The organism is Viridibacillus sp. NPDC093762, from assembly GCF_050279675.1.
Taxonomy (GTDB): domain Bacteria; phylum Bacillota; class Bacilli; order Bacillales_A; family Planococcaceae; genus Viridibacillus.
This window is the reverse complement of the sequence record NZ_JBNNUK010000003.1, coordinates 256,501-280,565: the sequence shown is the minus strand read 5'-3', so window position 1 is coordinate 280,565 and position 24,065 is coordinate 256,501. Positions and strand designations below refer to the sequence as shown.

Below are 24,065 nucleotides of genomic sequence, written 5' to 3'. Positions count from 1 at the left end.
GTATGAACGGTAATAGAAGTCTTGTATGGTAGTAATTCGTTTATGGTAAGTCCTTCATTTTCTCTAGAGCAATGATAAATGGAGGGTCATTTTTTTGGTTGATAAATTCATAACGTAAAACATGAACGTATTTTTGTGGTAAGTCACTAACATAAGCTAATAATTTATCGCGTTCATCTTTGCCGCCTTCATGACCATAGTAAACAACGAGAATCATCATACCGCCCACATGTAATAGGTCTAATAAGTCAGAGGTTGCTTCGATTGTTGTGCCAGGCTTTGTAACAATAGAGTGTTCGCTGCCAGGTAAATAACCGAGATTGAAAATAGCTGCTTTAATAGGCTCTGATACATAGTGTTTAACGTTTTGATGACCATCTAAAATAACAGTAGCTTGTTTGTCTAATTGTTTTTCCTTAAGGCGTAACTTTGTCGCGTCAACTGCTTGCTGCTGAACATCAAAAGCATAGACACGCCCTGTAGCGCCTACAAGCTCTGCTAGAAAAGCGGTATCATGTCCATTTCCAGCTGTCGCATCAACCACAGAATCACCAGCTACTACTATATCTGCTAGTAAAGCCTTTGTGTATTGTAATACGCGCTGAAGCTTCATTTAGATGTCACTTCCGCATTATAAAGCTTTCCTTGCCAGCTACCTCGTCTTTCAAGTTCAGTATCAATACCATTTAACACTTCCCACTTATTAACACTCCACATTGGTCCAATCATTAAGTCGATAGGTCCATCACCTGTAATTCGATGTACAATCATGTCAGGAGGAATGATTTCCAGTTGGTCAGCTACTAGCTTAATATATGCATCCTTATCCAGAAATTCAAGCATGCCTTTTTCATATTGTTTAACCATCGGTGTACCTTTTAATAAATGAAGTAGATGAATCTTGATCCCTTGTACGTCAAGTTTAGCGACAGCTCGTGCAGTCTCCATCATCATTTCATTTGTTTCAAGAGGTAACCCGTTAATGATATGACTACATACTCGTATATTGTGTTTGCGTAATTTTTCGACGCCTTCAACATAAGTCGCGAAATCATGTGCACGATTAATCATTGTGGCTGTTTTCTCATGGACTGTTTGTAAACCTAGTTCTACCCATAAATAAGTTCTTTCGTTAAGTTCAGCTAAATATTCAACAACGTCGTCAGGCAAGCAATCAGGTCGGGTAGCAATACTAATCCCCATAACACCTTCTTGAGCTAAAGCTGCCTCGAATTTCTCTTTTAAGATTGGTAATGGGGCATGTGTATTTGTATACGCTTGGAAATAGGCCATCGTTTTGCCGTTTTTCCATTTTTGCTCCATTTTATTTTTAATTTTTTTGAATTGAACTGGAATTGGATCTACGCGATCACCAGCAAAGTCACCTGAGCCGGCTGCACTACAAAATGTACAACCACCAAATGCTACAGTGCCGTCACGGTTTGGACAGTCAAAACCTGCATCCAAAGCTACCTTGTATACTTTGTGACCAAACTCATCACGTAAATATCGATTCCATGTATAATAACGTTTCCCATCAGAAGGGAACGGAAATAAATTTTCAGTCATGCGTTTTCACTCCTCTAACGAACTATTTTAACATGGGAATGGCCAATTCATCGAATCATTTTGTTTCAAGTGAAAAAAATTAATAGAAAAAAGCTTAATGGGGTTGTTGAAATAGTGGAAATGAAATAAGATTATTTAGTTATACGAAACAATGGGGGTAAGGGGATGCCAAAAAGTGTTTGGCTTTTAATAATTGGTATGCTTGTAAATGTTACAGGCAGTTCATTTTTATGGCCTTTAAATACAATTTATATGCATGATCATCTAGGGCAATCTCTTTCTGTTGCGGGGCTTGTGTTAATGGCAAATGCTGCAGCAGGTGTTGTTGGTAACTTACTAGGTGGTTATTTATTTGACCGTTATGGCGGCTATAAGGCAATCATGTTCGGAATTGTCGTGACGATTTTAGGTCTAATCGGTTTAACAGTTTGGCATGGATGGCCTCATTACGTGTGGTTTTTAACGCTAATCGGTTTTAGTGGTGGGGTAGTATTCCCAAGTATGTTCGCAATGGTAGGTACTGCTTGGCCTGAAGGAGGGCGACGTGGATTTAATGCCATTTACCTAGCTCAAAACTTAGGTGTAGCGATTGGTCCAGCTCTTGCAGGAGTTGTAGCGTCGTATAGCTTTGACTATTTATTTAGTGCGAATTTGCTAATGTATATAGTGTTCTTTTTCATTGCCTTTTTTGGTTTCAGGTCCATGGGTGAACAATCAGTGGGGCCTACATCTGTTGTGAGTGAAAGTAAGCGTGTGAAAGATAAATCTTCTTTTATCGCACTTTTAATAATATCATCAGGTTTCCTATTCAGTTGGATTGCCTATTCACAATGGACGACTACAATTTCATCTTATACACAAGATTTAGGTATTTCATTGAAGCAATATAGTTTGCTTTGGACTGTAAATGGCTTATTGATTGTAATCGGGCAACCACTGATTAATCCGATTGTAAAAAAATTGGAACATCTTATGAAAGCGCAACTAGTTTTAGGGATTTCCATCTATATCGTATCCTTTATTGTAGTGAGCTTTGCAGAATCATTTCAAATGTTCATGGTCGCAATTATCATTTTGACTTTTGGTGAAATGTTCGTATGGCCAGCAATTCCTACAATTGCTAGCACTTTAGCGCCCAAAGGACGAGATGGATTTTATCAAGGGGTTGTAAATAGTGCTGCGATGATAGGAAGAATGGTTGGACCCTTTATAGGTGGTGTGTTGGCCGATCAATTAGGGATGCATATTATGTTTATTGTTTTAACAATTTTCCTTGCGATTGCTATAGTACCTTACGTCATGTATGATCGACCACTAAAAGAGAAAAAAACTGAGAGTCTTTGAGATTCTCAGTTTTTTATTTGCATAAAATACTACATAAATTTATATTTTTGCTAGAATTTGAATATTTGTTACTTGTTTGAGAAAATGAAAGAGGGAGAAATTTCAAGTAAAGAAAGGGGTAGTGAAGATGAAGCCTATTTATACTACTGCAAGCGAAGCGATTGCTGATATTCAAGATGGTATGACATTAATGGTGGGTGGATTTGGCTTAGTTGGTATTCCAGAGCAACTCATTCTAGCTTTAGTCGAAAAAGAAGTGAAAGACTTAACCATCATTTCTAACAATTGTGGCATTGATGATTGGGGACTTGGATTACTGCTACATAAAAAACAAATAAAGAAAATGATCGGCTCTTATGTAGGAGAAAATAAGGAATTCGAGCGTCAAGTACTATCTGGTGAAATTGAGGTAGAACTGACACCACAAGGTACACTAGCCGAGAAAATTCGTGCAGGTGGAGCAGGGATTCCAGCATTTTATACACCTGCGGGAGTGGGGACTCCTATTGCAGTAGGGAAGGAAACACGCATATTCGATGGTAAGGAATATGTCTTAGAGGAAGCCTTACGTGCAGATTTTTCATTAATAAGAGCAGCTAAGGCAGATCGTTTTGGTAATTTAATTTATAACAAAACAGCACAAAACTTTAATCCAATCATGGCTGCAGCTGGACGATTTACGATTGCTGAAATAGAGGAACTAGTGGAGCCAGGGGACATTGACCCTAACCAAGTTCAGACACCGAGTATTTACGTACAAGGCTTAGTTCAGGCGAAACAAGAAAAAAGAATTGAACGCTTAATGATTCGTTCTTAAAGAAAGGGGACTTTGGGATATGAATGTAAGGGAAATAATAGCTCGTCGTGCGGAAAAGGAAATTGCTGACGGGAATTATGTCAATTTAGGAATTGGTATGCCAACATTAGTGGCTAATTATATAGCTTCAAATAAAGAAGTAATTTTACAATCAGAAAATGGATTATTAGGAATAGGACCATATCCGACCGAGGATGAGGTAGATCCTGATTTGATTAATGCAGGGAAAGAAACAGTAACAACTATTCCTGGCTCTGCTTTTTTTAGCAATGCTGAATCATTTGCGATGATCCGCGGAGGCCATATCGATGTAGCCATTTTAGGTGGAATGGAAGTATCTGAAACAGGTGACTTAGCCAATTGGATGATTCCTGGGAAAATGATTAAAGGTATGGGCGGAGCAATGGACTTAGTACATGGTGCAAAGAAAATTATCGTAATAATGGAGCATGTAGCCAAGGACGGCTCTGCTAAAATTAAAAAGACTTGTGAGCTACCGTTAACAGGGAAATCTGTGGTCGACAAAATCATTACTGATCGCGCTGTCATTGATGTAACACCTGCAGGACTGGTATTAAGAGAAGTATTTGAAGGGTATACAGTAGAAGAAGTTGTTGCAGCTACTGGGGCCGATTTAAATATAGAAAATGTGCAGGAAAATATAGTTGTTAGATAAGGTATATTCTATATAAAAAATAGAACGTGTATTATTGATAACCTTTTCCTCACATTAAATAGGGTAGAAATCGATCCCTTTACATATTATAAAGAACACTTCATTTCAAGTATCTTAACCCTTTTATTTCCAATATTTTTTAAATAGCTTGTTATTTTTGCTCAATTCGATTAGAATTAGATTCAATATAATAAGACTATGATAAGGAATAGTAAATTTATTTGATTTTCAAGAGAGCTAGCGGGTGGTGTGAGCTAGTAAATGGATAAATTGAACTCGCCTTGGAGTCTGCAATGGTGAATACAAGTGTAACCAAAGCCGTTTTCCGCGTTAAGGAGTCAAGTTGAGTGTAATACACTAATTTGGGTGGTACCGCGGGAACCTTTTTAAGCTCTCGTCCCTTTTTCTAGGGACGGGAGTTTTTATTTTGTCTAAAATATAGGAATATTATGACAATATGAATGGCGAAACTTGTTTTATTATTTTAAGGAGGAGAAATCATTGAATTTCAATCATCAAGAGATCGAAAAGAAATGGCAATCGTATTGGGCAGAACATAATACATTTAAAACTGTCAATGACGAATCAAAGCCAAAATTTTATGCACTAGATATGTTCCCTTATCCATCAGGATCGGGTCTACATGTTGGACACCCTGAAGGATATACAGCAACAGATATTTTAAGTCGATTCAAACGTATGCAAGGCTATAATGTCCTTCACCCTATCGGTTGGGATGCATTCGGACTACCTGCTGAACAATACGCTTTAGATACGGGTAATGATCCTGCTGAATTTACGGCAAAAAATATTGCGACATTTAAACGCCAAATTCAAGAACTTGGCTTTTCGTATGACTGGGATCGCGAAATTAATACAACAGATCCTAGTTACTATAAATGGACTCAATGGATTTTCGTTCAACTATACAAAAAAGGCTTAGCTTATATTGATGAAGTAGCTGTTAACTGGTGCCCAGCACTTGGTACAGTACTTGCTAACGAAGAAGTAATTGACGGTAAATCAGAACGTGGTGGACACCCTGTTGAACGCCGTCCTATGAAACAATGGATGCTGAAAATTACTGCTTATGCTGACCGTTTAGTCGACGATTTAGAAGAAGTAGATTGGCCAGAAAATATTAAAGATATGCAACGTCACTGGATTGGTCGCTCGGAAGGTGCAGAAGTGGCATTCACAGTAGATGGAACAAATCAATCGTTCCGTGTATTCACAACACGTCCGGACACATTATTTGGTGCTACTTATGCAGTACTTGCTCCTGAACATAAACTAGTAGCTGAAATTACAGCAGATGCACAAAAAGCATCAGTTGAAGCATACCTAGATGAAGTGAAAATGAAATCTGATCTTGAACGTACTGATCTTGCAAAAGAAAAAACGGGTGTTTTCACAGGCGCTTATGCAGTCAATCCGATTAATGGTGAAAAAATGCCGATTTGGATAGCTGACTATGTACTTTCAACATATGGTACAGGTGCAATCATGGCTGTTCCTGCTCACGATGAACGTGACTACGAATTTGCAAAACAATTCGATTTATCAATCGTCGAAGTTGTAGCTGGTGGAGATATCGAAAAAGAAGCATATGCTGGAGAAGGTAAACATGTTAACTCTGGATTCCTTGATGGTTTAGGCAAAGAAGAAGCGATTGCTAAAGCGATTGAATGGTTAGAAGAAAAAGGCGTAGGAGAAAAGAAAATTTCTTATCGTTTACGTGACTGGTTATTTAGCCGTCAACGTTATTGGGGAGAGCCGATCCCAGTTATCCATTGGGAAGATGGCGAAGTAACAACGCTTGATGAATCAGAGCTACCACTTATTTTACCTAAAACAGATGATATCCGACCAAGTGGAACTGGAGAATCACCACTTGCGAATATTGAAGAGTGGGTAAATGTAGTTGACCCTGTAACAGGTAGAAAAGGTCGTCGAGAAACAAATACTATGCCACAATGGGCTGGTTCAAGTTGGTACTTCCTGCGTTATATTGATCCAACAAATGATGAAATGCTAGCGGATCCAGAATTACTAAAACGCTGGTTACCAGTTGATATTTACATTGGCGGTCAAGAGCACGCTGTTCTGCATTTACTATATGCTCGTTTCTGGCATAAAGTATTGTACGATCTAGGTGTTGTACCAACTAAAGAGCCTTTCCAAAAATTATTCAACCAAGGGATGATTTTAGGAGAAGGTAATGAAAAAATGTCTAAATCAAAAGGGAATGTAGTAAATCCTGACGATATCATTGCGAGCCACGGTGCAGATACACTTCGACTTTACGAAATGTTCATGGGACCACTTGAAGCATCTATTCCATGGTCTGAAAACGGCCTTGATGGTGCACGACGCTTCTTAGATCGTATATGGCGACTATTTATCAATGAAGACGGATCATTATCAGATAAAATCCAAGCTTCAGATGATACTACATTAGAAAAAGTGTATAACCAAACAGTGAAAAAGGTAACTGAAAACTACGAGCATATCCGTTTTAACACGGCTATTTCACAAATGATGGTATTCATCAATGATTGCTACAAAGCAGATGTTGTGCCAACAGCTTATGCTGAAGGATTCGTAAAAATGTTAGCGCCAATTGCTCCTCACATTGCAGAAGAGTTATGGGCGAAATTTGGAAAAGCAGAAACTTTAACATACGCTGTATGGCCAACATTTGATGAGTCGAAATTAACTGACAATGAAATCGAAGTAGTAGTGCAAGTAAATGGTAAAGTAAAAACCAAAATTTTAGTAGCAAAAGACGCATCTCGCGAGGACTTACAAGAAATTGCATTAGCAGATGAAAAAATTGCAGAACTAATTGCTGGTAAAGAAATTAAAAAAATTATCGCTGTTCCTGGGAAACTTGTGAATATTGTAGCGATTTAAGCTTCATCATTTAATATTTCTGCTGTTAAGCAGATTAACCATATCTTCTCTTTAACATGGAGAGAAGATATGGTTTTTTCTTTTTTTAATAGCGCAAGCAATACAGGGGCTTCATATTTAGTTCGCACAAAAAAACACAGTTTCAATTTTGCACAATTGAAACTGTGTTTTTTTAATTGATTAAATTAAAAATCTTTCTGAATTGAACTTTTGCCTAAACCCATAAAAAAATCAATGAGATAAGCACCTGCGATTAAAATATGAATGGTCCATCCAAGAATAGGAATCCACGTCAGTAAAGTTAAGATAATCGCTAAAATTGGTACAACTTTTGAGTGACCAGTAACAAAGCGCAGCACAAGAACGATTAAGTGAATAACAAGCGCAGTCATTAAAGCTGAATATCCAGAACCAATCATAATAGCGCCACCTAAAATAGGTATAGCTAATAATAGTTCATATAAAAAAGCAATAATAGTTGGGATTATAAACATATAAAAGACCTCCTGATTAGATATGATACCCTATATACGTTTGAAAACAACAATAGTTACAAAGATAATTAATTTTAAAATTAAAGACAGGGAAAATTAGTGTGTAAAGATAAGTAGTATAAATTTTGAAGATTATTCCATTGTCACTGCTAAGGATTTTAAATAAGAAACGTTAGAACTGAGCAAAGTTATTTGGAAAATTAAAATGGCTAAATTGGTGTTGATGATTAAATAGGTCACAACGTATTTGGTAGATATTGTAAGTGTTTCGTACTTCGATTATAATCTAAGTATGGAATGCAGAAAGGTTGTTAGAAATGAGTATAAACCCCAATGTGGCTGAAGTTGCGTCTCTCCTTGGAGAAACTTCAAGAGCAACAATTCTTACAAGTTTAATGGATGGGCGTTTTCATACAGCCAGTGAATTAGCGTATATGGCTGCAGTAACACCACAAACAGCTAGCTTTCACCTTGCAAAATTAGTAGAAGGTAATTTGGTGAAAGTAGAGAAACAGGGACGCCATCGCTATTATCAACTGGCGGGTGGAGAAGTCGCACGTATTTTGGAATCGTTACTTGCCATTTCGCCACTTCCTGAAGTTTGTTCATTAAAACAATCTAGCCAAGTAAAATTACTTCAGGAAGCTAGAACTTGCTATGACCATTTAGCTGGTAAATTAGGCATAAACTTAACCGAATCGATGTTGAATTCAGGTTATCTAAAAAAAGAAGAGAGAGAATTTATAGTTACTCCTAAAGGAGAACACTTCTTTACTGAATTCGGTATTGATTTAAATATACTTAAAAGAAAACGCCGCTCATTTTCCCATGCATGCTTAGACTGGAGTGAGCGTCAACATCATCTTGCAGGTGCTTTAGGACATGGGCTTATGACACACTTTTTTAATTTAGGATGGATAGTTCGAGTACCATCTATACGTGCTGTAAAAATTACCGACAAAGGAAAAGTAGGTTTCAAACAAAATTTTAATATAAATATGTAATGTTGAAATGAAAAAACCCTCGCCTAATTATATAGATAAGGCGAGGGTTTTAAGATTTGACGAAAGCTATTCATTTACCTTTACAGCACTTTGAACTAGATTGTTTTTTTTCTTGAAATTACTATTGACCAAATAAATACCAATAATTATAAATAAGCCACCAACTAAAAGAGAAGGGTATAACGGTTCATCTAATAATAACCAGCCAGTCAGTACACCAAAAAAAGGTGCTAAAAATAAAAAGGCACTCGTTTTCCCTGGATCACCTTTTTGTAAAAGATAGTACCAGACAGCAAATTGAACAATGGATGACATAATGCTTAGCCATAATAAAATGAGTATGGAATTACCATTCAAAATGAAAAATGATTTTTCAAGAGTAAAACTACCAAGTAATAATAGTAATCCACCAAAAAGCATCTGATAGGCGGATAAAACCCAATTATCAAAAAATGCTCCCCACTTTTTAGCTAATAATGTGGCCATCGCCCAAAAAACAGCAGATAGAATGCCGAAAAGAATGCCGATCTTAAATTCAATTTGTGCCCCCATTGTAATACCTACTCCAACTAAACCCAAAAGAACGCCCATCCATTGATAATATTTATAGCGTATTTGAGAAAAAATTGTGCCAAATACCACGACTAGTAATGGGTTAGTGAAAGTGAGAATTGAGGACTCACTAGCCGTAATCGTCCGTAAACTTAAAAAGATACAACCCATAACACCTGCTGTTTGCAAACTACCAATTATCAATAACTTTATCCAATTCTCCTTTGAGGTTGGGTGAGGTCTTTTTAAAACAATCACAATAATAGCCATGATGATTCCCGCAAGTGTAAAACGTAATGCTGCTAATAACAATGGTGATGAATAAGGCAATCCAATTTTAACTACTGCAAAAGAAGAACCCATTAAAAATGTCGTTAAAAGTATTAAAGGTATAAATTTGAAATTATTCATATTCAATCTCCTTACATATTATAATGACTAATCTATAGCTAGTATAAATGCTGAATATTTCAAATGTTATCGAAGTATGGAATGCAAAATAAGTGGACTCATTATAGTTTTAGATTTTTTTGCTAAGGAAGAAATTCATTATTGTTTGAAAGAGGAGAAAAGTTTGATACATCCATACTATTAAACTTTTCTTCAAAAAAGATTTATACTAAGAGTAGCTTAACAATATAGGAGAGATAAATTTAATGGAATCACAATTTTCGAAAGTTCTTCGGTTTTTTACATTGCTGTGGATAGTCACAGCAATCGGGCTATTTGCTGGGGTATTCGTTCCCGTATCACTAGTAATGCCTATTAGTATCGCAACAGTTGTCTTACTATTAATCGTTATGTTTAGTCGTGCTGCAAGAAAAGCGAGCAAATCGATATCCATCCTTTTTGCTTTCTTAACAGGTGTGACATTATATAGCTTGCTCCAATTTTACATCGGTGCATTAGGTGGAAGCATAGTACTGGTTATCTTCGGTACAACTGCAGCGATCTTTATCGTAACAGGTATTATTGGCTATAATACTAAACGCAATTTAGGTAACTGGGGCAAATTTTTGTTCATTGTGTTAATCGGTGTCATCGTTTTTTCTATAATTACGATTTTCGTCGGTTTTAGCGATATTGTTATGGTCTTTGCAAGTGCAATTGGTGTTTTGCTTTTTGTAGGTTATACGTTGTACGATATGAATCAAATCGCTCGAAGTCATATTAGTGATGAAGAGGTGCCACTCGTAGCATTAAATCTATACTTAGACTTTATCAACCTATTCACAGAACTATTAAAACTCATTTACCATTTGAAAAACATATTAGATAGAGATTAACTGATAAAAAGATAGGGAAAGCATGGATGAAATGCTTGCTCTATCTTTTTTGTTATAGAAAATAATACGAATTAACTGTTTATAGCAGTAAGTTATTAAATTATAAGTGTTTTTATAAAAAAGCGAGGAGAAAAACATTATGTTTTCTCCTTGCTTTTTATTTTTGGGACTTCAGAATAGTATAAAAACAATATTTTATTGTCTCTTTTATTAATGCCAATAAAGTACGACTGGCTTTCTCTTTTGTGGATCTATTATTTTGGTAGTATGCTTGAAATGGAGTTTTGTAATGATTTTCAAATACTTATATTGTACTTTTTTATCTTTTCGTAAAGCCATGTGCGACTGATACCCAATAATCTACTTGCTTTTGCTTTGTTTCCATTTGTTTCTTTAAGTGCAGCAATTATGAGTTCCTTTTCTTTATGATCAATAGCATTCCAATATGGCTTATTATTAGGTTCCTCCGAATATGCAGGAAGTTTATTTGTTTGATCTATTCTTATACTTGCAGTTGATGCGAGAATATTAGTGTTAGCATTAAACGATTCAGGAAGGTGTTGAGCATCTATATATCCATCACTTGTTAGATTTGCTGCCCTTTCTAAAATATTGTATAGCTCACGAATATTACCTGGCCAGTTATAGTTTAATAACTTTGTTAATGCAGAATGCGTGATTCCTTCTAAATGAAATCCTGAAAGTTTTAGTTGAGAAATAATGGATTCTGCAATGTCAGGTATATCTTCAATTCGTTCTCGTAAAGGTGGAATGTTAATCCTCATTATATTTAAACGATAGTATAAATCTTCTCTAAATTTCCCCTCATTAATAAGTATTTCAAGGTTTTGATTTGTTGCAGCAATAATTTTAGTTTGGAGTTTAATAATACGATTGCTCCCAATTGGTTCAAACTCCTTTTCTTGTAAAACTCGTAATAGTTTTGATTGAAGGGAAAGAGGCATATCACCGATTTCATCTAAAAATAATGTTCCATTCTGAGCCATTTCAAACTTTCCCTTTTTCCCACCCTTTTTTGCACCAGTAAATGAGCCCTCAGCATAACCGAAGAACTCTGATTCCATTAACTCTGGAGGAATTGCTGCACAGTTTACTTGAATAAACATACCGGTCTGAGAAGAAGAGGCATGAATACCATGTGCAAATAATTCTTTTCCGGTACCACTTTCCCCTAAAAGTAAAACTGTTGATAAACTATGAGAAGCAGCTAGGGCCTCTTTTTTTATCCGTATTATTTTGGAAGATTCCCCAATAATATTAGCAAAAGAGTATTTTGTTCCTTTAAGTTCATTCAATTCTTTTTGATAGTAAGTGACTTGTTGTTCCAAGTTATTTACCTTTTTAATTGCTTCTTGCAATTGCTTTAAACCACGGTATGTAATTTTACAAATTGCACCGATAATTTCTCCATTGGTTTTTATAGGTAAGATTGTCATAAGACATTGTGTCTTTCCAATTAATTTTGCAACATTCGTTATTCTGATACCTGTTTGTAAAGCTTCATCTAACCCTAAATCAGGGTACTTGTTCAAAATGGATTGCCCTAAAAGTTCCTTACTTTGAACATTATATAACTCACAAAATCCATTATTGACCATCGTTATTTTTGCCTTTTGATTAACTAAAATAATGCCATCATAAGCTAGTTCAATGACGCTTCTTAACTTTTCCTCCCATTCCTTAGAAAAACGCAGTTCACTGGCCATTCTTTCGATATTAGTCCAATCATCCATAATGACCATTGAACCAACTAGTTTATTTTTTTCTATCAATGGATAACTCTGCACGACAAGGCTATGCCCATTTAAATGCATCTTCTTGTTCACTATTTGTTCTTTATGATGCAATATCCCTGTTAATAGATTAGTAATCTCCTCGAGTCCGTTTAAATCATTGAAAACATGTTGTTTATTGGGTGATAATTGAAGGATTTTTTCTGCCACAGGATTTATGGCGTTAACCTTCAAATGAGTATCAACAGAAAATAATCCGAAATTTAAGTTTTCGAATAGTAATGATTGTTGGGTTTGCAATCGATCATATACGAGGTCATATGCAAGTAATATTTGCGATGTAGAAAGAATACCTAAAGGTTGCATTTGTTGATTGACGACAGGAGCATGTCCGATTTGATGCTTAAGCAGCAATTTTCGAGTCTCATTAATATCTTGATCTGGATATAAAAAAATAGGATTAATATTAATAAAGGATTTGATTGGGGATTGAAATGAATAACCTTCTGCTAGAATTTGAATTATTTTATTTTTTGTTAATAAACCTATTAACCTATTATCTTCATTTACTACTGGGATAATTTGCGACTTTATCTTGGCGAAAATTTCTAATGTATCTTGAATTGTGTAATGTACTGTACAAGTAGGTGAATCTTTCATCATGATATCCTCGACACGCATAATAAAATGCCTCCACTCATTAAAATTACTGATAATTAAAAATATTATAACAAACAAGTGGACAGTTTACACTTTTTTGTTAACAGTCGTCACTTAATAGCGGAAATGTGTTCACGATTATGAACACATATATTTTAAGATCACCTAATAGTTAAGGGAAATCAATGAAAAATAAAGTTGGCATGGGTCTTGCTTATATAGAGTGAAGCTAAAGTTTTTTCGGAAGATATTGATTTTGTTGAAATTAAATGAATTCGTCGTCAGTTAAAAATTTCAATCAGAGCTAATAAAAGAAGAAATTAGGGATTTTGCATATTAATTTGATCCTCTGTATATGCATATTGATGAAAGAAAAGATGGAAATAGCATAGGGTGGCATCGCCAAAGTGTAAAGGAGAGATATATATGGCAATCAGTGAGTTGCATCAAGCAGATGAGTTGTTGTTATTTCGTAAATCCATTCAATCTATAGCAAAGAAATTAATTGAACCGGAATATAGTAAGTGGGAAGAGAATGGGACCATTCCTCGTGAATTATGGAGAAAGCTAGGGGATGAAGGGTTGCTATGTATAGATATTCCAGAAAGATACGGTGGGTCAGGAGCGCCTTTCTCTTATTCTGTAACAGTTATCGATGAGTTGAATCGTCTAGGTTATGCAGCAATTGCGGTTAATGTATCTGTCCATTCTAATATTATTGCTCATTACATATTGAGCTCAGGAAATGAAGAACAAAAAAATTACTATCTACCAAAAATGGCTACCGGTGAACTAGTCGGTGCAATTGCAATGACTGAGCCCGGAGCAGGAAGTGATCTTCAAGGAATTCAAACAACAGCCAGGTTTGATGAAAATCAATCAACTTATGTTATCAATGGTTCAAAAACATTTGTTAGTAATGGTCAACTTTGTGATTTCGTGATTGTTGTTGCTAAAACGGACTTGCAAGTACCTGCATCAAAAGGGACAACATTATTTATTGTAGATTTATCAACATCAGGTATAAGCCGAGGGAAGAATCTTCAAAAAATAGGGTTACATGCATGTGACACTTCTGAAATGTTTCTAGAAGATGTATTAGTTCCTGAGAAAGCAATTTTAGGAGAATTAAATAGAGGGTTTATTACTTTAATGAAAGAACTTCCAAGGGAGAGGTTAACAATCGCAATTGGAGCCCAAGGAGCATTGGAAGGAGTATTAGATTTAACCATTGCTTATGTAAATGAACGTAATGCATTTGGAAAACCAATCAGTCAATTTCAAAATACTAAATTTCGCATTGCAGAAATGAAGACGGAAGCAAGAGTGAATCGCTCTTTTGTTAATGAATGTCTGTATTTAATAGAAAGAGGAGAACTTGATACTGAAACAGCAAGTATGGCCAAGCTTACATGCACAGAAGCACAAGGGAAAATCGTGGATGGTTGCCTACAATTATTCGGAGGGTATGGGTATATGCAGGAATATCCAATTTCTAGAGCTTACGTGGATGCTAGAATTCAAAGAATTTTTGGAGGAACCACTGAAATTATGAAAGAGATTATTAGTAGAGGTATTTTTGGAAAGTAAGAGTAGCAGGGGGAATGGATGATGGGCATTTTAAAAGGATTGAAAATACTAGATTTTTCAACCTTGTTACCGGGTCCGTATGCCACAATGATGTTCGCTGATATGGGAGCGGAAGTAATCCGGGTGGAGTCTCAGACGAGAGTCGATCTGGTTAGAGTGATACCGCCTTTTGACGAAGATGGTTTCTCTGCTGCACACGGTTATTTGAATCGCTCAAAACAATCGTTGACATTGAATTTGAAGCATGCGGCATCAGTGGAAATCATTAAAACGTTAGTGGCCGAATACGATATCGTTATTGAACAATTTAGGCCGGGTGTCATGGAGCGTTTGGGTCTCGATTATGAATCACTAAAGCAGGTGAATTCTAAACTCATTTACTGCTCGCTGACAGGATACGGTCAAACAGGGCCATACCGCAATCGACCGGGGCATGATAATAACTATTTGTCAGTCGCTGGTGTAATGGACTACTCGCGTCGTAAAGGAGAAGCTCCGACAGCGATGGGTATCCAAATTGCGGATATTGCGGGTGGGTCATTGCATTCGGTTATTGGCATATTGGCAGCTGTTGTTCATCGTGAGAAGACTGGGGAAGGGCAATACATCGACGTAAGTATGACAGATGCTGCCTTCTCGATGAATGCTTTATATGGATCGGGATATCTCGTCGGAGGAATCGAACCACAACCAGAAGAAATGCAGTTAAATGGTGGCACATTTTATGATTTTTATGAAACGAAAGATGGACGGTATTTTTCCGTTGGTAGCATTGAGCCGCCTTTTAAAAAAATACTTTGTGAGGCTCTTGGGAAATCGGAATTATTTGAAGTGGGGATGAGTGAACATGCAACGGATCAAGAAATGTTTAAGAAAGAAATTAAAGCAGTTTTTTTAACAAAGAATTATGAAGAATGGCTTGCCGTGTTTGATGGAGATTTAGAGGGATGCGTGGAACCGGTATTAACGTTTGCCGAAGCATGCGAACATCCGCAACTTCAAGCAAGGGGAATGATAGTAGATGTTCCTAAAGCGGAAGGGTCTAGTCAAAAACAAATGGCTACTCCAATCAAATTTTCATCAGCTAAACCAATTTATCAGCATGTGGGTACAGCTGTCGGTGAAAATACAGCAGAAATTTTAGTAGGACAAGGATTTAGTGTACATCAAATTAGAGAATGGGAAGAACAAGGCGTATTTAAATAAAGGGGGCAACTTACAATGAGCAATCAACCAATTATTTATGAAAAACGTAATCAAACAGCATGGATTTATTTAAACCGTCCAGACGAAATGAACGCAATAGGAAAAGCCTTATTGCTTGCTTTGAAAGAGGCAATTGTCCAAGCGGAAAACGATAATGATGTCCGTGTTGTTGTACTTTCAGGCAAGGGGAAAGCATTTTGTGCAGGAGCAAATTTAAAGGAACTTTTGGAAGACCTTGAGGTGAAGTACCAAAAGGAACCTGGCTTATTAGATTTAAGTGAAGAGCTTTTTGGAAAGTTAGAAAAGTTGAGTAAACCTTTAATTGCTGCATTAAACGGTATTACATTGGCGGGCGGTTTAGAGCTTGCGATGACGGCCGATTTTGTTATTGCGTCTGAAAAAGCGAAAATCGGGGATGCTCATGCTAATTTCGGTGTTTTACCTGGAGCAGGTGGCGCTGTGAAGTTGCCACGGAAAATTGGTGTTAACCGTGCGAAGTACTTACTGTTCACTGGAGAATTTATTAGTGCCGCTGAAATGAAGGAATATGGATTTGTCCAAGAAGTAGTTAGTTCAGAGGAATTGGAAATGACTGTACAAGCGATCGCCGACAAAATTTCGGAGAAAAGTCCTTTGGTCCTTCGCAAGATGAAACAACTTGTAACGGATGGATTGGAGCAACCTGTAGAAATAGCATTGAAACAAGAATTGTTATCGTTGAAGGCGCATACAAAATCATACGATATGGCAGAAGGATTAGCTGCTTTCACAGAAAAACGAAAACCAGTTTTTGAAGGATATTAACCTCAAGCAATAGTTTTTCAAACTATTGCTCTATGAAAAGAATTCTAACGGTGAATGCCGCAAATTTTGATCAATAAAAGAATTGGAGTGAAGAACATGAATGTACAAGGTAAAGTAGCAATTGTTACAGGCGGAGCTTCAGGTTTAGGACTTAGTACGGTTACGAGTTTAGTAGAAAGAGGAGCAAAAGTAGTCATTTTTGATTTGAATGAAGAAAAAGCACAACTGGCATGTGAGCAATTGGGTGAAAACGTTGTTTACGCGCTTGTGAATGTTACAGATGATGCATCTGTACAGGCTGGAATCGAGAAAGTGATGGAGTCATTTGGAGCGGTGCATATTTGTGTTAACTGCGCTGGTGTCGGAACGCCTCAAAAGACATTGGGCCGTTCAGGAGCAATGCCTTTAGAAAACTTTAAACAAGTGATAGATATCAACTTGAATGGGACGTTCAATGTACTGAGATTAGCAGCGACAGAAATGGCGAAAAATGCTCCTCTTACAGATGCCGGCGAGCGTGGAATTATCATTAACACGGCGTCAGTAGCAGCTTTTGACGGGCAAATGGGGCAAGCAGCTTATGGTGCAAGTAAAGCTGGAGTTGCAGGAATGACTTTGCCAGTTGCACGCGACTTATCTTCTTTTGGCATTCGAATTAATACAATTGCGCCTGGTTTGTTCCGTACGCCAATGGCAGAAACTTTGTCAGAAAAAGTGGTTGAGAAATTGGAAAGCATGGTCGAGTTTCCAAAACGTCTTGGAAAACCGACTGAATACGCATCATTGGTACTTTTCATGATAGAAAATGAGTATATAAACGGTGAAGTGATTCGTCTTGATGGTGGAATTCGGATGTCTCCACGTTAAGCAATGATTCAGTAGGAACGAAGCGTAAGTCGTTACCTTATATCAGAATGGCTAAAAATTTCTGAATGTTCAATTATATCAAATTAAATTGGAGGAATGAATGGATGAACATTGTAAATATTTTAGCGCAAAATGCAGTAAGACACCCGGAAAAAATGGCAGTTGTTTATGAAGACCGTTCATATACGTATGGCGAGTTTAATGAAACTGTAAACCGTTTTGCCAACGGTTTACTTGACTTAGGAGTGAACAAGGGAGAAAAAGTTGCTCTTATGATGAAAAACTCCGATTTTTTCGCTATTTCTTATTATGCATGCGCCAAAATAGGTGCAGTCATTGTACCGATGAATTTTCGGTTAGTAGAAAGAGAAGCGAATTACATCTTAAATCAATCTGATAGTGTCCTTGTCATTTGCGATCAAGACTATGAAGAGTTAATTCAAGCGTCCAAAAATGGCATTCCTGCTATCCGTCAAGTGATTACAGTTGAAAAGCCAATCATCGAGGGAAACTTGTCAATTGAAGCTATCTTTTCTGAGGATACTTCTGAGCCACCTATTGAAATTAACGGTACGGATGCCCTTCATATTTTGTATACATCTGGAACTACGGGGAATCCAAAGGGAGCACTATTTGACCATCAACGTGTGACAAGTGTAAATGTGGGTATGATTGGAACATTTGGTTACAACGCACAGGATAAATTTATCCATATCGCGCCGTTATTTCATGCAGCGCAGCTAGTAATATGTTTAACAAGTAGTTTTTTCGTAGGTGGATTTAATGTGATACACCGCGAATTTAACCCTGCAGCTATATTTAGAGACATTGAGAAATATAAAATCACGAACTTTTTCGCTGTTCCAACAATGTATAAACTAATGCTTGAATATACGGATAAAGATCAATATGATGTTTCTTCTATTAATCGTTTTTCTTATGGTGCAGCACCAATGTCTGCTGATCTAGTTAACCAATGTATCAAATTTTTCAAAACGCGTAATTTTTACAGCTTATGTGGATTAACAGAAGGAGGTCCTACAGGTGTTTTCTTATCTCCAGAAGAACATAAGACAAAAATTGGGTCAGCTGGTAAGGATGGCTTATTGTTAACGGAAGTGAGAGTCGTTGCAGCTAATGGGCTTGATACAAAGGCAGGTGAAGTTGGAGAACTTATTCTTAAAGGTAGTACGATTATGAAAGAATATTATAAAAAGCCTAAGGAAACGGCAAGCACGTTAAGAGATGGTTGGTTATACACCGGGGATTTAGGCGTAAAAGATGACGAAGGATACATTTCTATCATTGATAGAAGTAAAGACATGATTATTTCAGGTGGAGAAAATGTCTACTCTGTTGAGGTTGAGAACGTGTTAAGCGCACACCCACAGATTGCAGATATCGCAATCATTGGAACACCTGATTCGCAGTGGGGAGAAGTAGTGACGGCAGTTATTGTACAAAAAACTGGAGAGACGATAGATCTTGTTGAGCTAGAAGCTTATTGCAGAAAGAATTTATCGGGCTATAAAATTCCAAGAAAAGTGCTATTTGAAAACGAATTGCCTCGCAATGCTTCTGGGAAATTGATGAAGTTTCAACTGCGAGAGACAGTAAAAATTAATTACTAACTAACTATATGAATTAAGCATAGGGGCTTATCAAGGGTCAGCCGGAGTGAATTTGAAGTGATTCTTTATTTCAACAATTAGACGTTAAAAAATCTTATACAGGGGTGAAAGATAATGATTCTAACAAAAAGTTTGCTTAGTACGGTTAGAAATTGTCCGGAGAAACTGGCTGTTGTCGATGGGCATCATCGATATAGTTATAAGGAATTAGAGGGTCGGACTGCGAAACTGAAAGAATCGCTAAAAAAATTGGGCGTGAAAAAAGGAGAGCGTATTGGCTTACTCCTGCTGAACGATTTTCGCTATCTCGAATTGATATACGGTATAACAGCAATGGGTGGTATCGTTGTGCCGCTGAATACGCGTTTTAGTTTAGAAGAAAACGCCTATGTGCTAAATGATGCAGGTGTAGAAGTTTTATACGTCAACAAAGAATTTTTACCTATTGTTGACGAGCTGAAAAAGCGAGTATCTGGTATCAAACATGTAATTTTGTCTGAGAATCGAGATGCTCCGGAGCTAAATGAGTACTCAGATATCCATTCGTATGAGGCCCTGCTTGATGAAGAATTCGTAGAAGAACTTATCTGCGAAGACGTGAAGGAAGAGGATATAGCAGGTTTGTTCTATACAGGAGGGACAACTGGACGATCCAAAGGCGTCATGTTAACACATAAAAATTTGCTGACAAATGCACTGAATGTTGCTTTGAATCTTGAATACAAGGAAAGTGATATTTATCTGCATACTGCACCAATGTTTCATCTTGCAGATCAAGCATCTACTTTTGCGGTAACGTTAGCCGGAGGAACACACACAGTGGTGCGCCAGTTTAAGCCGAAAGATGTATTGCATGCCATCGAAAAAGAACAGGTGACAGCTGTCATGTTAGTGCCCACGATGGTTAATATGCTACTTCACTCTTCAGATTTCGAGAAATATGATACGACTTCACTTCGAATAATGTTATATGGTGCTTCACCTATGGCTACGGAACTACTAAAGAAAACCATGACAATGTTACCGGACACTCAGTTGTTTCAGGCATATGGCATGACCGAGGCATCTCCTGTTCTAACTTTTTTGAAGCCGGAAGATCATATTATTAATGGGACGAAGGAAGAGGAGAAGCGTCTTGCTTCATGTGGGAAGCCGGTTCAATTAATCGAATTGAAGGTAGTCGATGAGGAAGGCAATGATGTGCCAGCCGGTCAAGTAGGTGAATTTATCGCAAGAGGTCCTAATATCATGAAGGGCTACTGGAATTTGCCTGAGGAAACGTCGCAAGCTCTTCGTGATGGATGGTATTTTACTGGAGACATGGGATATAAAGAAGAAAAGGGATTTTTCTATGTAGTTGACCGAGCAAAAGATATGATTATTACGGGTGGAGAGAATGTGTATTCAGTGGAAGTCGAGCATGCAATTTCAACCCATCCAGCTGTGTTAGAATGCGCGGTATTTGGTGTACCTCACGAGCAGTGGGGAGAAGCTGTCAAAGCTGCTGTTGTATTAAAACAGGATACTGCTGCGACAGAAGAGGAAATTCTTATTGCCATTCGTCCAAAAGTTTCAAATTATAAAGTACCAAAATCGATTAAATTTCTATCGGAATTGCCAAAAAGCGGAGCAGGTAAAATATTGAAGCGCGTGATACGTGATGAATATTTAAATCGACAAACTACAACATGAATCAGTATGGAAAATTTTTCTTAGCATTAGACCTCGTTAAAGGAGGAACAATTTGATGTCTACAGTTATTACTAGATTTAATGATGGGGTTTATGAAATTGAGTTAAATCGGCCAGATCAGTTAAACGCTGTAAATTATGAATTAGTGTCAGATTTAGCTGCGGCGGTAGCGGAGGCTAAAAATGATCAGAATATACGAGCAGTCTTACTATTTGGAAACGGAAGGGGTTTCTGTGCGGGTGGTGATTTGAAAGACTTTGGAATCGACACCACTGATACAGTTGCAGTTAAAGAGTTTTTGCAAAAAGGGAATGAGGCAATTACAGGTATTTATAATATGGAAAAGCCTGTTGTTGCAGCAATTCATGGCCCGGCAGTTGGAGCAGGGTGCAATATTGCTTTTTGCTGTGATTTGATTGTTGCGGATGAAAGTGCCATATTTTCAGAGATTTTCGCAAAAGTAGGAGCAATCCCTGATATGGGGGGATTATATTTTCTTCCACAAAAGATTGGCATGCATAAGGCTGCGGAGTTGGTGTTCACTGGCAAAAAATTAACTGCCCATGAAGCGCTGGAATATGGTTTGGTCAACGAAGTTGTTGCTGATGGAACAGCGGTGAAAAAAGGTAGAGCACTTGCAGTTTCATTGGCAAAAGGTCCTACAAAGTCATTAGGTATTGCTAAAAGAATTATGCACCAAGCAACACACGCATCCTTGGAAAGTGTTTTAGAAATGGAAGCATATGGGCAATCTATTGTATTTCAAACAAGAGATTTCAGAGAAGGAAGAGCAGCTTTTGTAGAGAAACGAAAAGCTGAGTTTCTTGGTTATTAATTTATTGAATGGGTGGGATTTAAAATGACAGAAGTTGTAATTGTAGATGGCGTACGGACAGCGATAGGTAGAAGAAAAGGAATGCTTTCTGGCTATAGATCAGACGAGCTAGCAGCAGTTGTACTTGATGAACTTGTGAAACGTACAGGTGTAGATAAGGCTGAAGTCGATGATGTTATTTTAGGGTGTGTAACACAATCAGGAGAACAAGCTGGTAATATTGCGCGAACAGCAGCACTAATTGCGGGGTTCCCAATTCATGTGCCTGGTGTCACGATTGATAGACAATGTGGATCTAGTCAGCAGGCAGTCCATTTTGCTTCACAAGCTATTGCTTCAGGTGACATGGATATCGTCATTGCTGGAGGAGTAGAAAGTATGACAAGAGAACCCATGTTTTCGAATATAAGAGAAGCAAAACCAAGCGAGAAATTAACTGCAAAATACGAGATTATTAATCAAGGATTGTCCTCGGAACGAATGGTTGAAAAGTGGAATTTAACACGTGAGGAGCTTGATCAATATTCATCAGAAAGTCATAAAAAAGCATTTGAGGCAATCGAAAATGGGCATTTTACAAAAGAAATTGTCCCAGTAGATGTTCGATTAGAAAATGGGGATACAATGAGCTTCGGGATTGATGAAGGACCTCGTGAAGGGTCTACTGTGGAGGTTTTAGGTGAGTTGAAGACTGTTTTTGATGACAATGGAACTATCACTGCAGGTAATGCAAGTCAGATGAGTGATGGAGCTTCAGCTGTTCTTCTAATGTCTCGAGAAAAAGCAGATACGCTTGGTTTGAAACCGAAAGTCCGTATCGTTGCTAGAAGTGTTACAGGTTCAGATCCAACACTAATGTTAACAGGACCAATTGAGGCGACTAAGAAAGTGCTTTTAAAAGCAGGTCTTACTATAGATGAAATAGACACATATGAAGTCAATGAAGCATTTGCGCAAGTTCCATTAGTTTGGCTAAAAGAGATAGGTGCCAACCCTGCAAAGCTAAATCCAGATGGTGGAGCAATTGCACTAGGTCATCCATTAGGAGCTACTGGAACGAAGCTTTTAGTAACTTTGATGAATCGTTTAGAACGCACAGGTGGTCGCTACGGGTTACTTTCCATTTGTGAAGGAATGGGCATGGCAAATGCGACTATTATTGAACGTATAGAGTAAGGAGGGATATTTATGACGAGATATAGATTTGAAACAGAAGAGCATGAGATGTTCAGGGAATCACTTCGAAAGTTTCTACAAAAAGAAGCTGCACCTTTTTATGAAACGTGGGAGAAAAATCGAATAATTCCAATTGCATTTTGGAAGAGTCTTGCTGAGATGGGCTTTCTATGTCCCCAAGTAGAAGAGGAATATGGTGGTCTTGGTTTAGATTTTAGTTTTAATGTTATTATTTCAGAAGAGTTAGAACGAGTAGGAAGTAGTCTAGTAGGGGTAGGCCTACATAATGACATTGTTGTTCCGTATATTGAGTCATTTGCTTCAAAGGAACAGAAGAAGCGGTGGTTGCCGAATTGTGTGACGGGCGATACTATTACAGCGATTGCAATGACAGAGCCAGGAACTGGATCAGACTTAGCAAATATTCAAACGACAGCTACTCGAGAAGGTGATTACTATGTGTTGAACGGTCAAAAGACGTTTATAACAAATGGCATTAATGGCAATCTATTTGTCGTAGCTGTTAAAACAAATCCACAAGCAGAACCAAAGCATAGAGGTGTTAGCTTAATTGTTGTTGAAGATGGAATGCCTGGTTTCACTAAAGGGCGCAAATTAGATAAAGTCGGTCTCCACGCACAAGACACAGCTGAATTATATTTTGAAGACTGTAAAGTACCTGTGAGTAACTTATTAGGTGAGGAAGGTCGTGGCTTTAGCTATCTAATGCAAAAACTGCAGCAAGAAAGGTTAGTAGTTGCTATTTCAACTCAAATAGCTGCAGAGGATATGTTGGAGACAACGTTAGAGTATATAAAATCACGCAAAGCTTTTGGAAAATCAATATCATCTTTCCAAAATACACAATTTAAAATCGCAGAGATTGCGACAAAAATTGAACTTGGAAAAACATTCCTTGAGTCTCTAATTGAAGAGCATATAGCTGGAAAAGATATTGTTACAAAAGTGTCAATGGCGAAGTATTGGATGACAGAATCTGCAAGGCAAATCTCCAGTGATTGTATGCAATTACATGGCGGATATGGCTATATGGAAGAATATAAGATTGCTAGAAGATACCGAGATATACCTGTCGCGTCTATATACGCAGGAACAAATGAAATCATGAAAGTAATCATTGCCAAAAATTTAGGTTTATAAAGTCGATACTTATTTCTATCCATAATAAAAG

General features: G+C 37.4%; 20 protein-coding genes and 1 other annotated feature. Of the genes, 15 read left to right on the top strand and 5 right to left on the bottom strand.

What is annotated here, in order from left to right:
• Window positions 1–40 precede the first annotated feature (40 nt).
• Both ACQKM9_RS06775 and ACQKM9_RS06770 read right to left on the bottom strand, forming a co-directional pair.
• A complete protein-coding gene (locus ACQKM9_RS06775; protein WP_427733625.1) occupies window positions 41–613 on the bottom strand; it encodes a class I SAM-dependent methyltransferase in 573 nt (190 codons plus the stop codon).
• The gene (locus ACQKM9_RS06770) at window positions 610–1,569 is read right to left on the bottom strand and encodes a TIGR01212 family radical SAM protein (RefSeq protein WP_427733624.1); all 960 of its coding nucleotides are present in this window, start codon (window positions 1,567–1,569) and stop codon (window positions 610–612) included. Before ACQKM9_RS06770 ends, ACQKM9_RS06775 begins: the two co-directional genes overlap by 4 nt.
• A 165-nt stretch (window positions 1,570–1,734) precedes the next feature.
• Between ACQKM9_RS06770 and ACQKM9_RS06765 the strand changes: the two genes are divergently transcribed.
• From ACQKM9_RS06765 to leuS, 4 genes are all read left to right on the top strand, one after another.
• Window positions 1,735–2,913 (top strand): MDR family MFS transporter, encoded by a 1,179-nt coding sequence (locus ACQKM9_RS06765; protein ID WP_427733623.1) that lies wholly within the window; start codon window positions 1,735–1,737, stop codon window positions 2,911–2,913.
• A gap of 127 nt (window positions 2,914–3,040) precedes the next feature.
• Window positions 3,041–3,730 carry a CoA transferase subunit A gene (locus tag ACQKM9_RS06760; protein ID WP_427733622.1) on the top strand — a complete coding sequence of 230 codons (690 nt, stop codon included), beginning with the start codon at window positions 3,041–3,043 and terminating at the stop codon, window positions 3,728–3,730.
• A 19-nt stretch (window positions 3,731–3,749) separates the two neighbouring features.
• A complete protein-coding gene (locus tag ACQKM9_RS06755; RefSeq protein WP_427733621.1) occupies window positions 3,750–4,406 on the top strand; it encodes a 3-oxoacid CoA-transferase subunit B in 657 nt (218 codons plus the stop codon).
• Window positions 4,407–4,595: 189 nt separating this feature from the next.
• Window positions 4,596–4,811 (top strand) — a binding site (T-box leader).
• Between the two features lie 96 nt (window positions 4,812–4,907).
• Window positions 4,908–7,322 (top strand): leucine--tRNA ligase, encoded by a 2,415-nt coding sequence (gene leuS, locus ACQKM9_RS06750; protein ID WP_427733620.1) that lies wholly within the window; start codon window positions 4,908–4,910, stop codon window positions 7,320–7,322.
• Between the two features lie 185 nt (window positions 7,323–7,507).
• Here leuS and ACQKM9_RS06745 read toward each other — a convergent pair whose 3' ends face one another.
• Window positions 7,508–7,816, bottom strand: coding sequence for a hypothetical protein (locus ACQKM9_RS06745; RefSeq protein ID WP_427733619.1), 309 nt, complete (start codon window positions 7,814–7,816; stop codon window positions 7,508–7,510).
• Window positions 7,817–8,133: 317 nt separating this feature from the next.
• Between ACQKM9_RS06745 and ACQKM9_RS06740 the strand changes: the two genes are divergently transcribed.
• On the top strand, window positions 8,134–8,820 hold the full coding sequence (locus ACQKM9_RS06740) for an ArsR/SmtB family transcription factor (RefSeq protein ID WP_427733618.1): 687 nt from the start codon (window positions 8,134–8,136) through the stop codon (window positions 8,818–8,820).
• A gap of 66 nt (window positions 8,821–8,886) precedes the next feature.
• Here ACQKM9_RS06740 and ACQKM9_RS06735 read toward each other — a convergent pair whose 3' ends face one another.
• Entirely contained in the window at window positions 8,887–9,783 is an 897-nt protein-coding gene (locus ACQKM9_RS06735) for a DMT family transporter (RefSeq protein ID WP_427733617.1), read from the bottom strand.
• 245 nt (window positions 9,784–10,028) lie between these two features.
• On the opposite strand from ACQKM9_RS06735, the gene ACQKM9_RS06730 reads away from it, so the two are divergent.
• Window positions 10,029–10,658 carry a Bax inhibitor-1/YccA family protein gene (locus ACQKM9_RS06730; RefSeq protein WP_427733616.1) on the top strand — a complete coding sequence of 210 codons (630 nt, stop codon included), beginning with the start codon at window positions 10,029–10,031 and terminating at the stop codon, window positions 10,656–10,658.
• Between the two features lie 296 nt (window positions 10,659–10,954).
• Here the strand turns inward: ACQKM9_RS06730 and ACQKM9_RS06725 are convergent, their stop codons facing one another.
• On the bottom strand, window positions 10,955–13,093 hold the full coding sequence (locus ACQKM9_RS06725; protein WP_427733615.1) for a sigma 54-interacting transcriptional regulator: 2,139 nt from the start codon (window positions 13,091–13,093) through the stop codon (window positions 10,955–10,957).
• Window positions 13,094–13,498: 405 nt separating this feature from the next.
• Here ACQKM9_RS06725 and ACQKM9_RS06720 point away from each other — a divergent pair, with 405 nt between their 5' ends.
• From ACQKM9_RS06720 to ACQKM9_RS06680, 9 genes are all read left to right on the top strand, one after another.
• Window positions 13,499–14,662, top strand: coding sequence for an acyl-CoA dehydrogenase family protein (locus tag ACQKM9_RS06720; protein ID WP_427733614.1), 1,164 nt, complete (start codon window positions 13,499–13,501; stop codon window positions 14,660–14,662).
• Between the two features lie 21 nt (window positions 14,663–14,683).
• The gene (locus tag ACQKM9_RS06715; RefSeq protein ID WP_427733613.1) at window positions 14,684–15,868 is read left to right on the top strand and encodes a CaiB/BaiF CoA transferase family protein; all 1,185 of its coding nucleotides are present in this window, start codon (window positions 14,684–14,686) and stop codon (window positions 15,866–15,868) included.
• A gap of 15 nt (window positions 15,869–15,883) precedes the next feature.
• Window positions 15,884–16,672, top strand: a complete 789-nt coding sequence (locus tag ACQKM9_RS06710) for an enoyl-CoA hydratase/isomerase family protein (RefSeq protein WP_427733612.1) — start codon at window positions 15,884–15,886, stop codon at window positions 16,670–16,672.
• 96 nt (window positions 16,673–16,768) lie between these two features.
• Window positions 16,769–17,539 carry a 3-hydroxyacyl-CoA dehydrogenase gene (locus tag ACQKM9_RS06705; protein WP_427733666.1) on the top strand — a complete coding sequence of 257 codons (771 nt, stop codon included), beginning with the start codon at window positions 16,769–16,771 and terminating at the stop codon, window positions 17,537–17,539.
• Between the two features lie 104 nt (window positions 17,540–17,643).
• Window positions 17,644–19,170 (top strand): long-chain-fatty-acid--CoA ligase, encoded by a 1,527-nt coding sequence (locus tag ACQKM9_RS06700; RefSeq protein ID WP_427733611.1) that lies wholly within the window; start codon window positions 17,644–17,646, stop codon window positions 19,168–19,170.
• A 114-nt stretch (window positions 19,171–19,284) separates the two neighbouring features.
• Window positions 19,285–20,862, top strand: coding sequence for a long-chain-fatty-acid--CoA ligase (locus tag ACQKM9_RS06695; protein WP_427733610.1), 1,578 nt, complete (start codon window positions 19,285–19,287; stop codon window positions 20,860–20,862).
• A 55-nt stretch (window positions 20,863–20,917) separates the two neighbouring features.
• Entirely contained in the window at window positions 20,918–21,697 is a 780-nt protein-coding gene (locus ACQKM9_RS06690; RefSeq protein ID WP_427733609.1) for an enoyl-CoA hydratase/isomerase family protein, read from the top strand.
• Between the two features lie 24 nt (window positions 21,698–21,721).
• Complete coding sequence (locus tag ACQKM9_RS06685) at window positions 21,722–22,873, top strand: thiolase family protein (RefSeq protein WP_427733608.1); 1,152 nt, start codon at window positions 21,722–21,724, stop codon at window positions 22,871–22,873.
• Window positions 22,874–22,885: 12 nt separating this feature from the next.
• Window positions 22,886–24,034, top strand: coding sequence for an acyl-CoA dehydrogenase family protein (locus tag ACQKM9_RS06680; protein ID WP_427733607.1), 1,149 nt, complete (start codon window positions 22,886–22,888; stop codon window positions 24,032–24,034).
• The last annotated feature ends 31 nt before the right edge of the window (window positions 24,035–24,065 follow it).

Excerpts from the sequence above, each read along its gene's own strand:
- ACQKM9_RS06775 (WP_427733625.1), bottom strand. The coding sequence starts at position 613 with ATGAAGCTTCAGCGCGTATTACAATACACAAAGGCTTTACTAGCAGAT.
- ACQKM9_RS06770 (WP_427733624.1), bottom strand. The coding sequence starts at position 1,569 with ATGACTGAAAATTTATTTCCGTTCCCTTCTGATGGGAAACGTTATTAT.
- ACQKM9_RS06765 (WP_427733623.1), top strand. The coding sequence starts at position 1,735 with ATGCCAAAAAGTGTTTGGCTTTTAATAATTGGTATGCTTGTAAATGTT.
- ACQKM9_RS06760 (WP_427733622.1), top strand. The coding sequence starts at position 3,041 with ATGAAGCCTATTTATACTACTGCAAGCGAAGCGATTGCTGATATTCAA.
- ACQKM9_RS06755 (WP_427733621.1), top strand. The coding sequence starts at position 3,750 with ATGAATGTAAGGGAAATAATAGCTCGTCGTGCGGAAAAGGAAATTGCT.
- ACQKM9_RS06745 (WP_427733619.1), bottom strand. The coding sequence starts at position 7,816 with ATGTTTATAATCCCAACTATTATTGCTTTTTTATATGAACTATTATTA.
- ACQKM9_RS06740 (WP_427733618.1), top strand. The coding sequence starts at position 8,134 with ATGAGTATAAACCCCAATGTGGCTGAAGTTGCGTCTCTCCTTGGAGAA.
- ACQKM9_RS06735 (WP_427733617.1), bottom strand. The coding sequence starts at position 9,783 with ATGAATAATTTCAAATTTATACCTTTAATACTTTTAACGACATTTTTA.
- ACQKM9_RS06730 (WP_427733616.1), top strand. The coding sequence starts at position 10,029 with ATGGAATCACAATTTTCGAAAGTTCTTCGGTTTTTTACATTGCTGTGG.
- ACQKM9_RS06725 (WP_427733615.1), bottom strand. The coding sequence starts at position 13,093 with ATGCGTGTCGAGGATATCATGATGAAAGATTCACCTACTTGTACAGTA.
- ACQKM9_RS06720 (WP_427733614.1), top strand. The coding sequence starts at position 13,499 with ATGGCAATCAGTGAGTTGCATCAAGCAGATGAGTTGTTGTTATTTCGT.
- ACQKM9_RS06715 (WP_427733613.1), top strand. The coding sequence starts at position 14,684 with ATGGGCATTTTAAAAGGATTGAAAATACTAGATTTTTCAACCTTGTTA.
- ACQKM9_RS06710 (WP_427733612.1), top strand. The coding sequence starts at position 15,884 with ATGAGCAATCAACCAATTATTTATGAAAAACGTAATCAAACAGCATGG.
- ACQKM9_RS06705 (WP_427733666.1), top strand. The coding sequence starts at position 16,769 with ATGAATGTACAAGGTAAAGTAGCAATTGTTACAGGCGGAGCTTCAGGT.
- ACQKM9_RS06700 (WP_427733611.1), top strand. The coding sequence starts at position 17,644 with ATGAACATTGTAAATATTTTAGCGCAAAATGCAGTAAGACACCCGGAA.
- ACQKM9_RS06695 (WP_427733610.1), top strand. The coding sequence starts at position 19,285 with ATGATTCTAACAAAAAGTTTGCTTAGTACGGTTAGAAATTGTCCGGAG.
- ACQKM9_RS06690 (WP_427733609.1), top strand. The coding sequence starts at position 20,918 with ATGTCTACAGTTATTACTAGATTTAATGATGGGGTTTATGAAATTGAG.
- ACQKM9_RS06685 (WP_427733608.1), top strand. The coding sequence starts at position 21,722 with ATGACAGAAGTTGTAATTGTAGATGGCGTACGGACAGCGATAGGTAGA.
- ACQKM9_RS06680 (WP_427733607.1), top strand. The coding sequence starts at position 22,886 with ATGACGAGATATAGATTTGAAACAGAAGAGCATGAGATGTTCAGGGAA.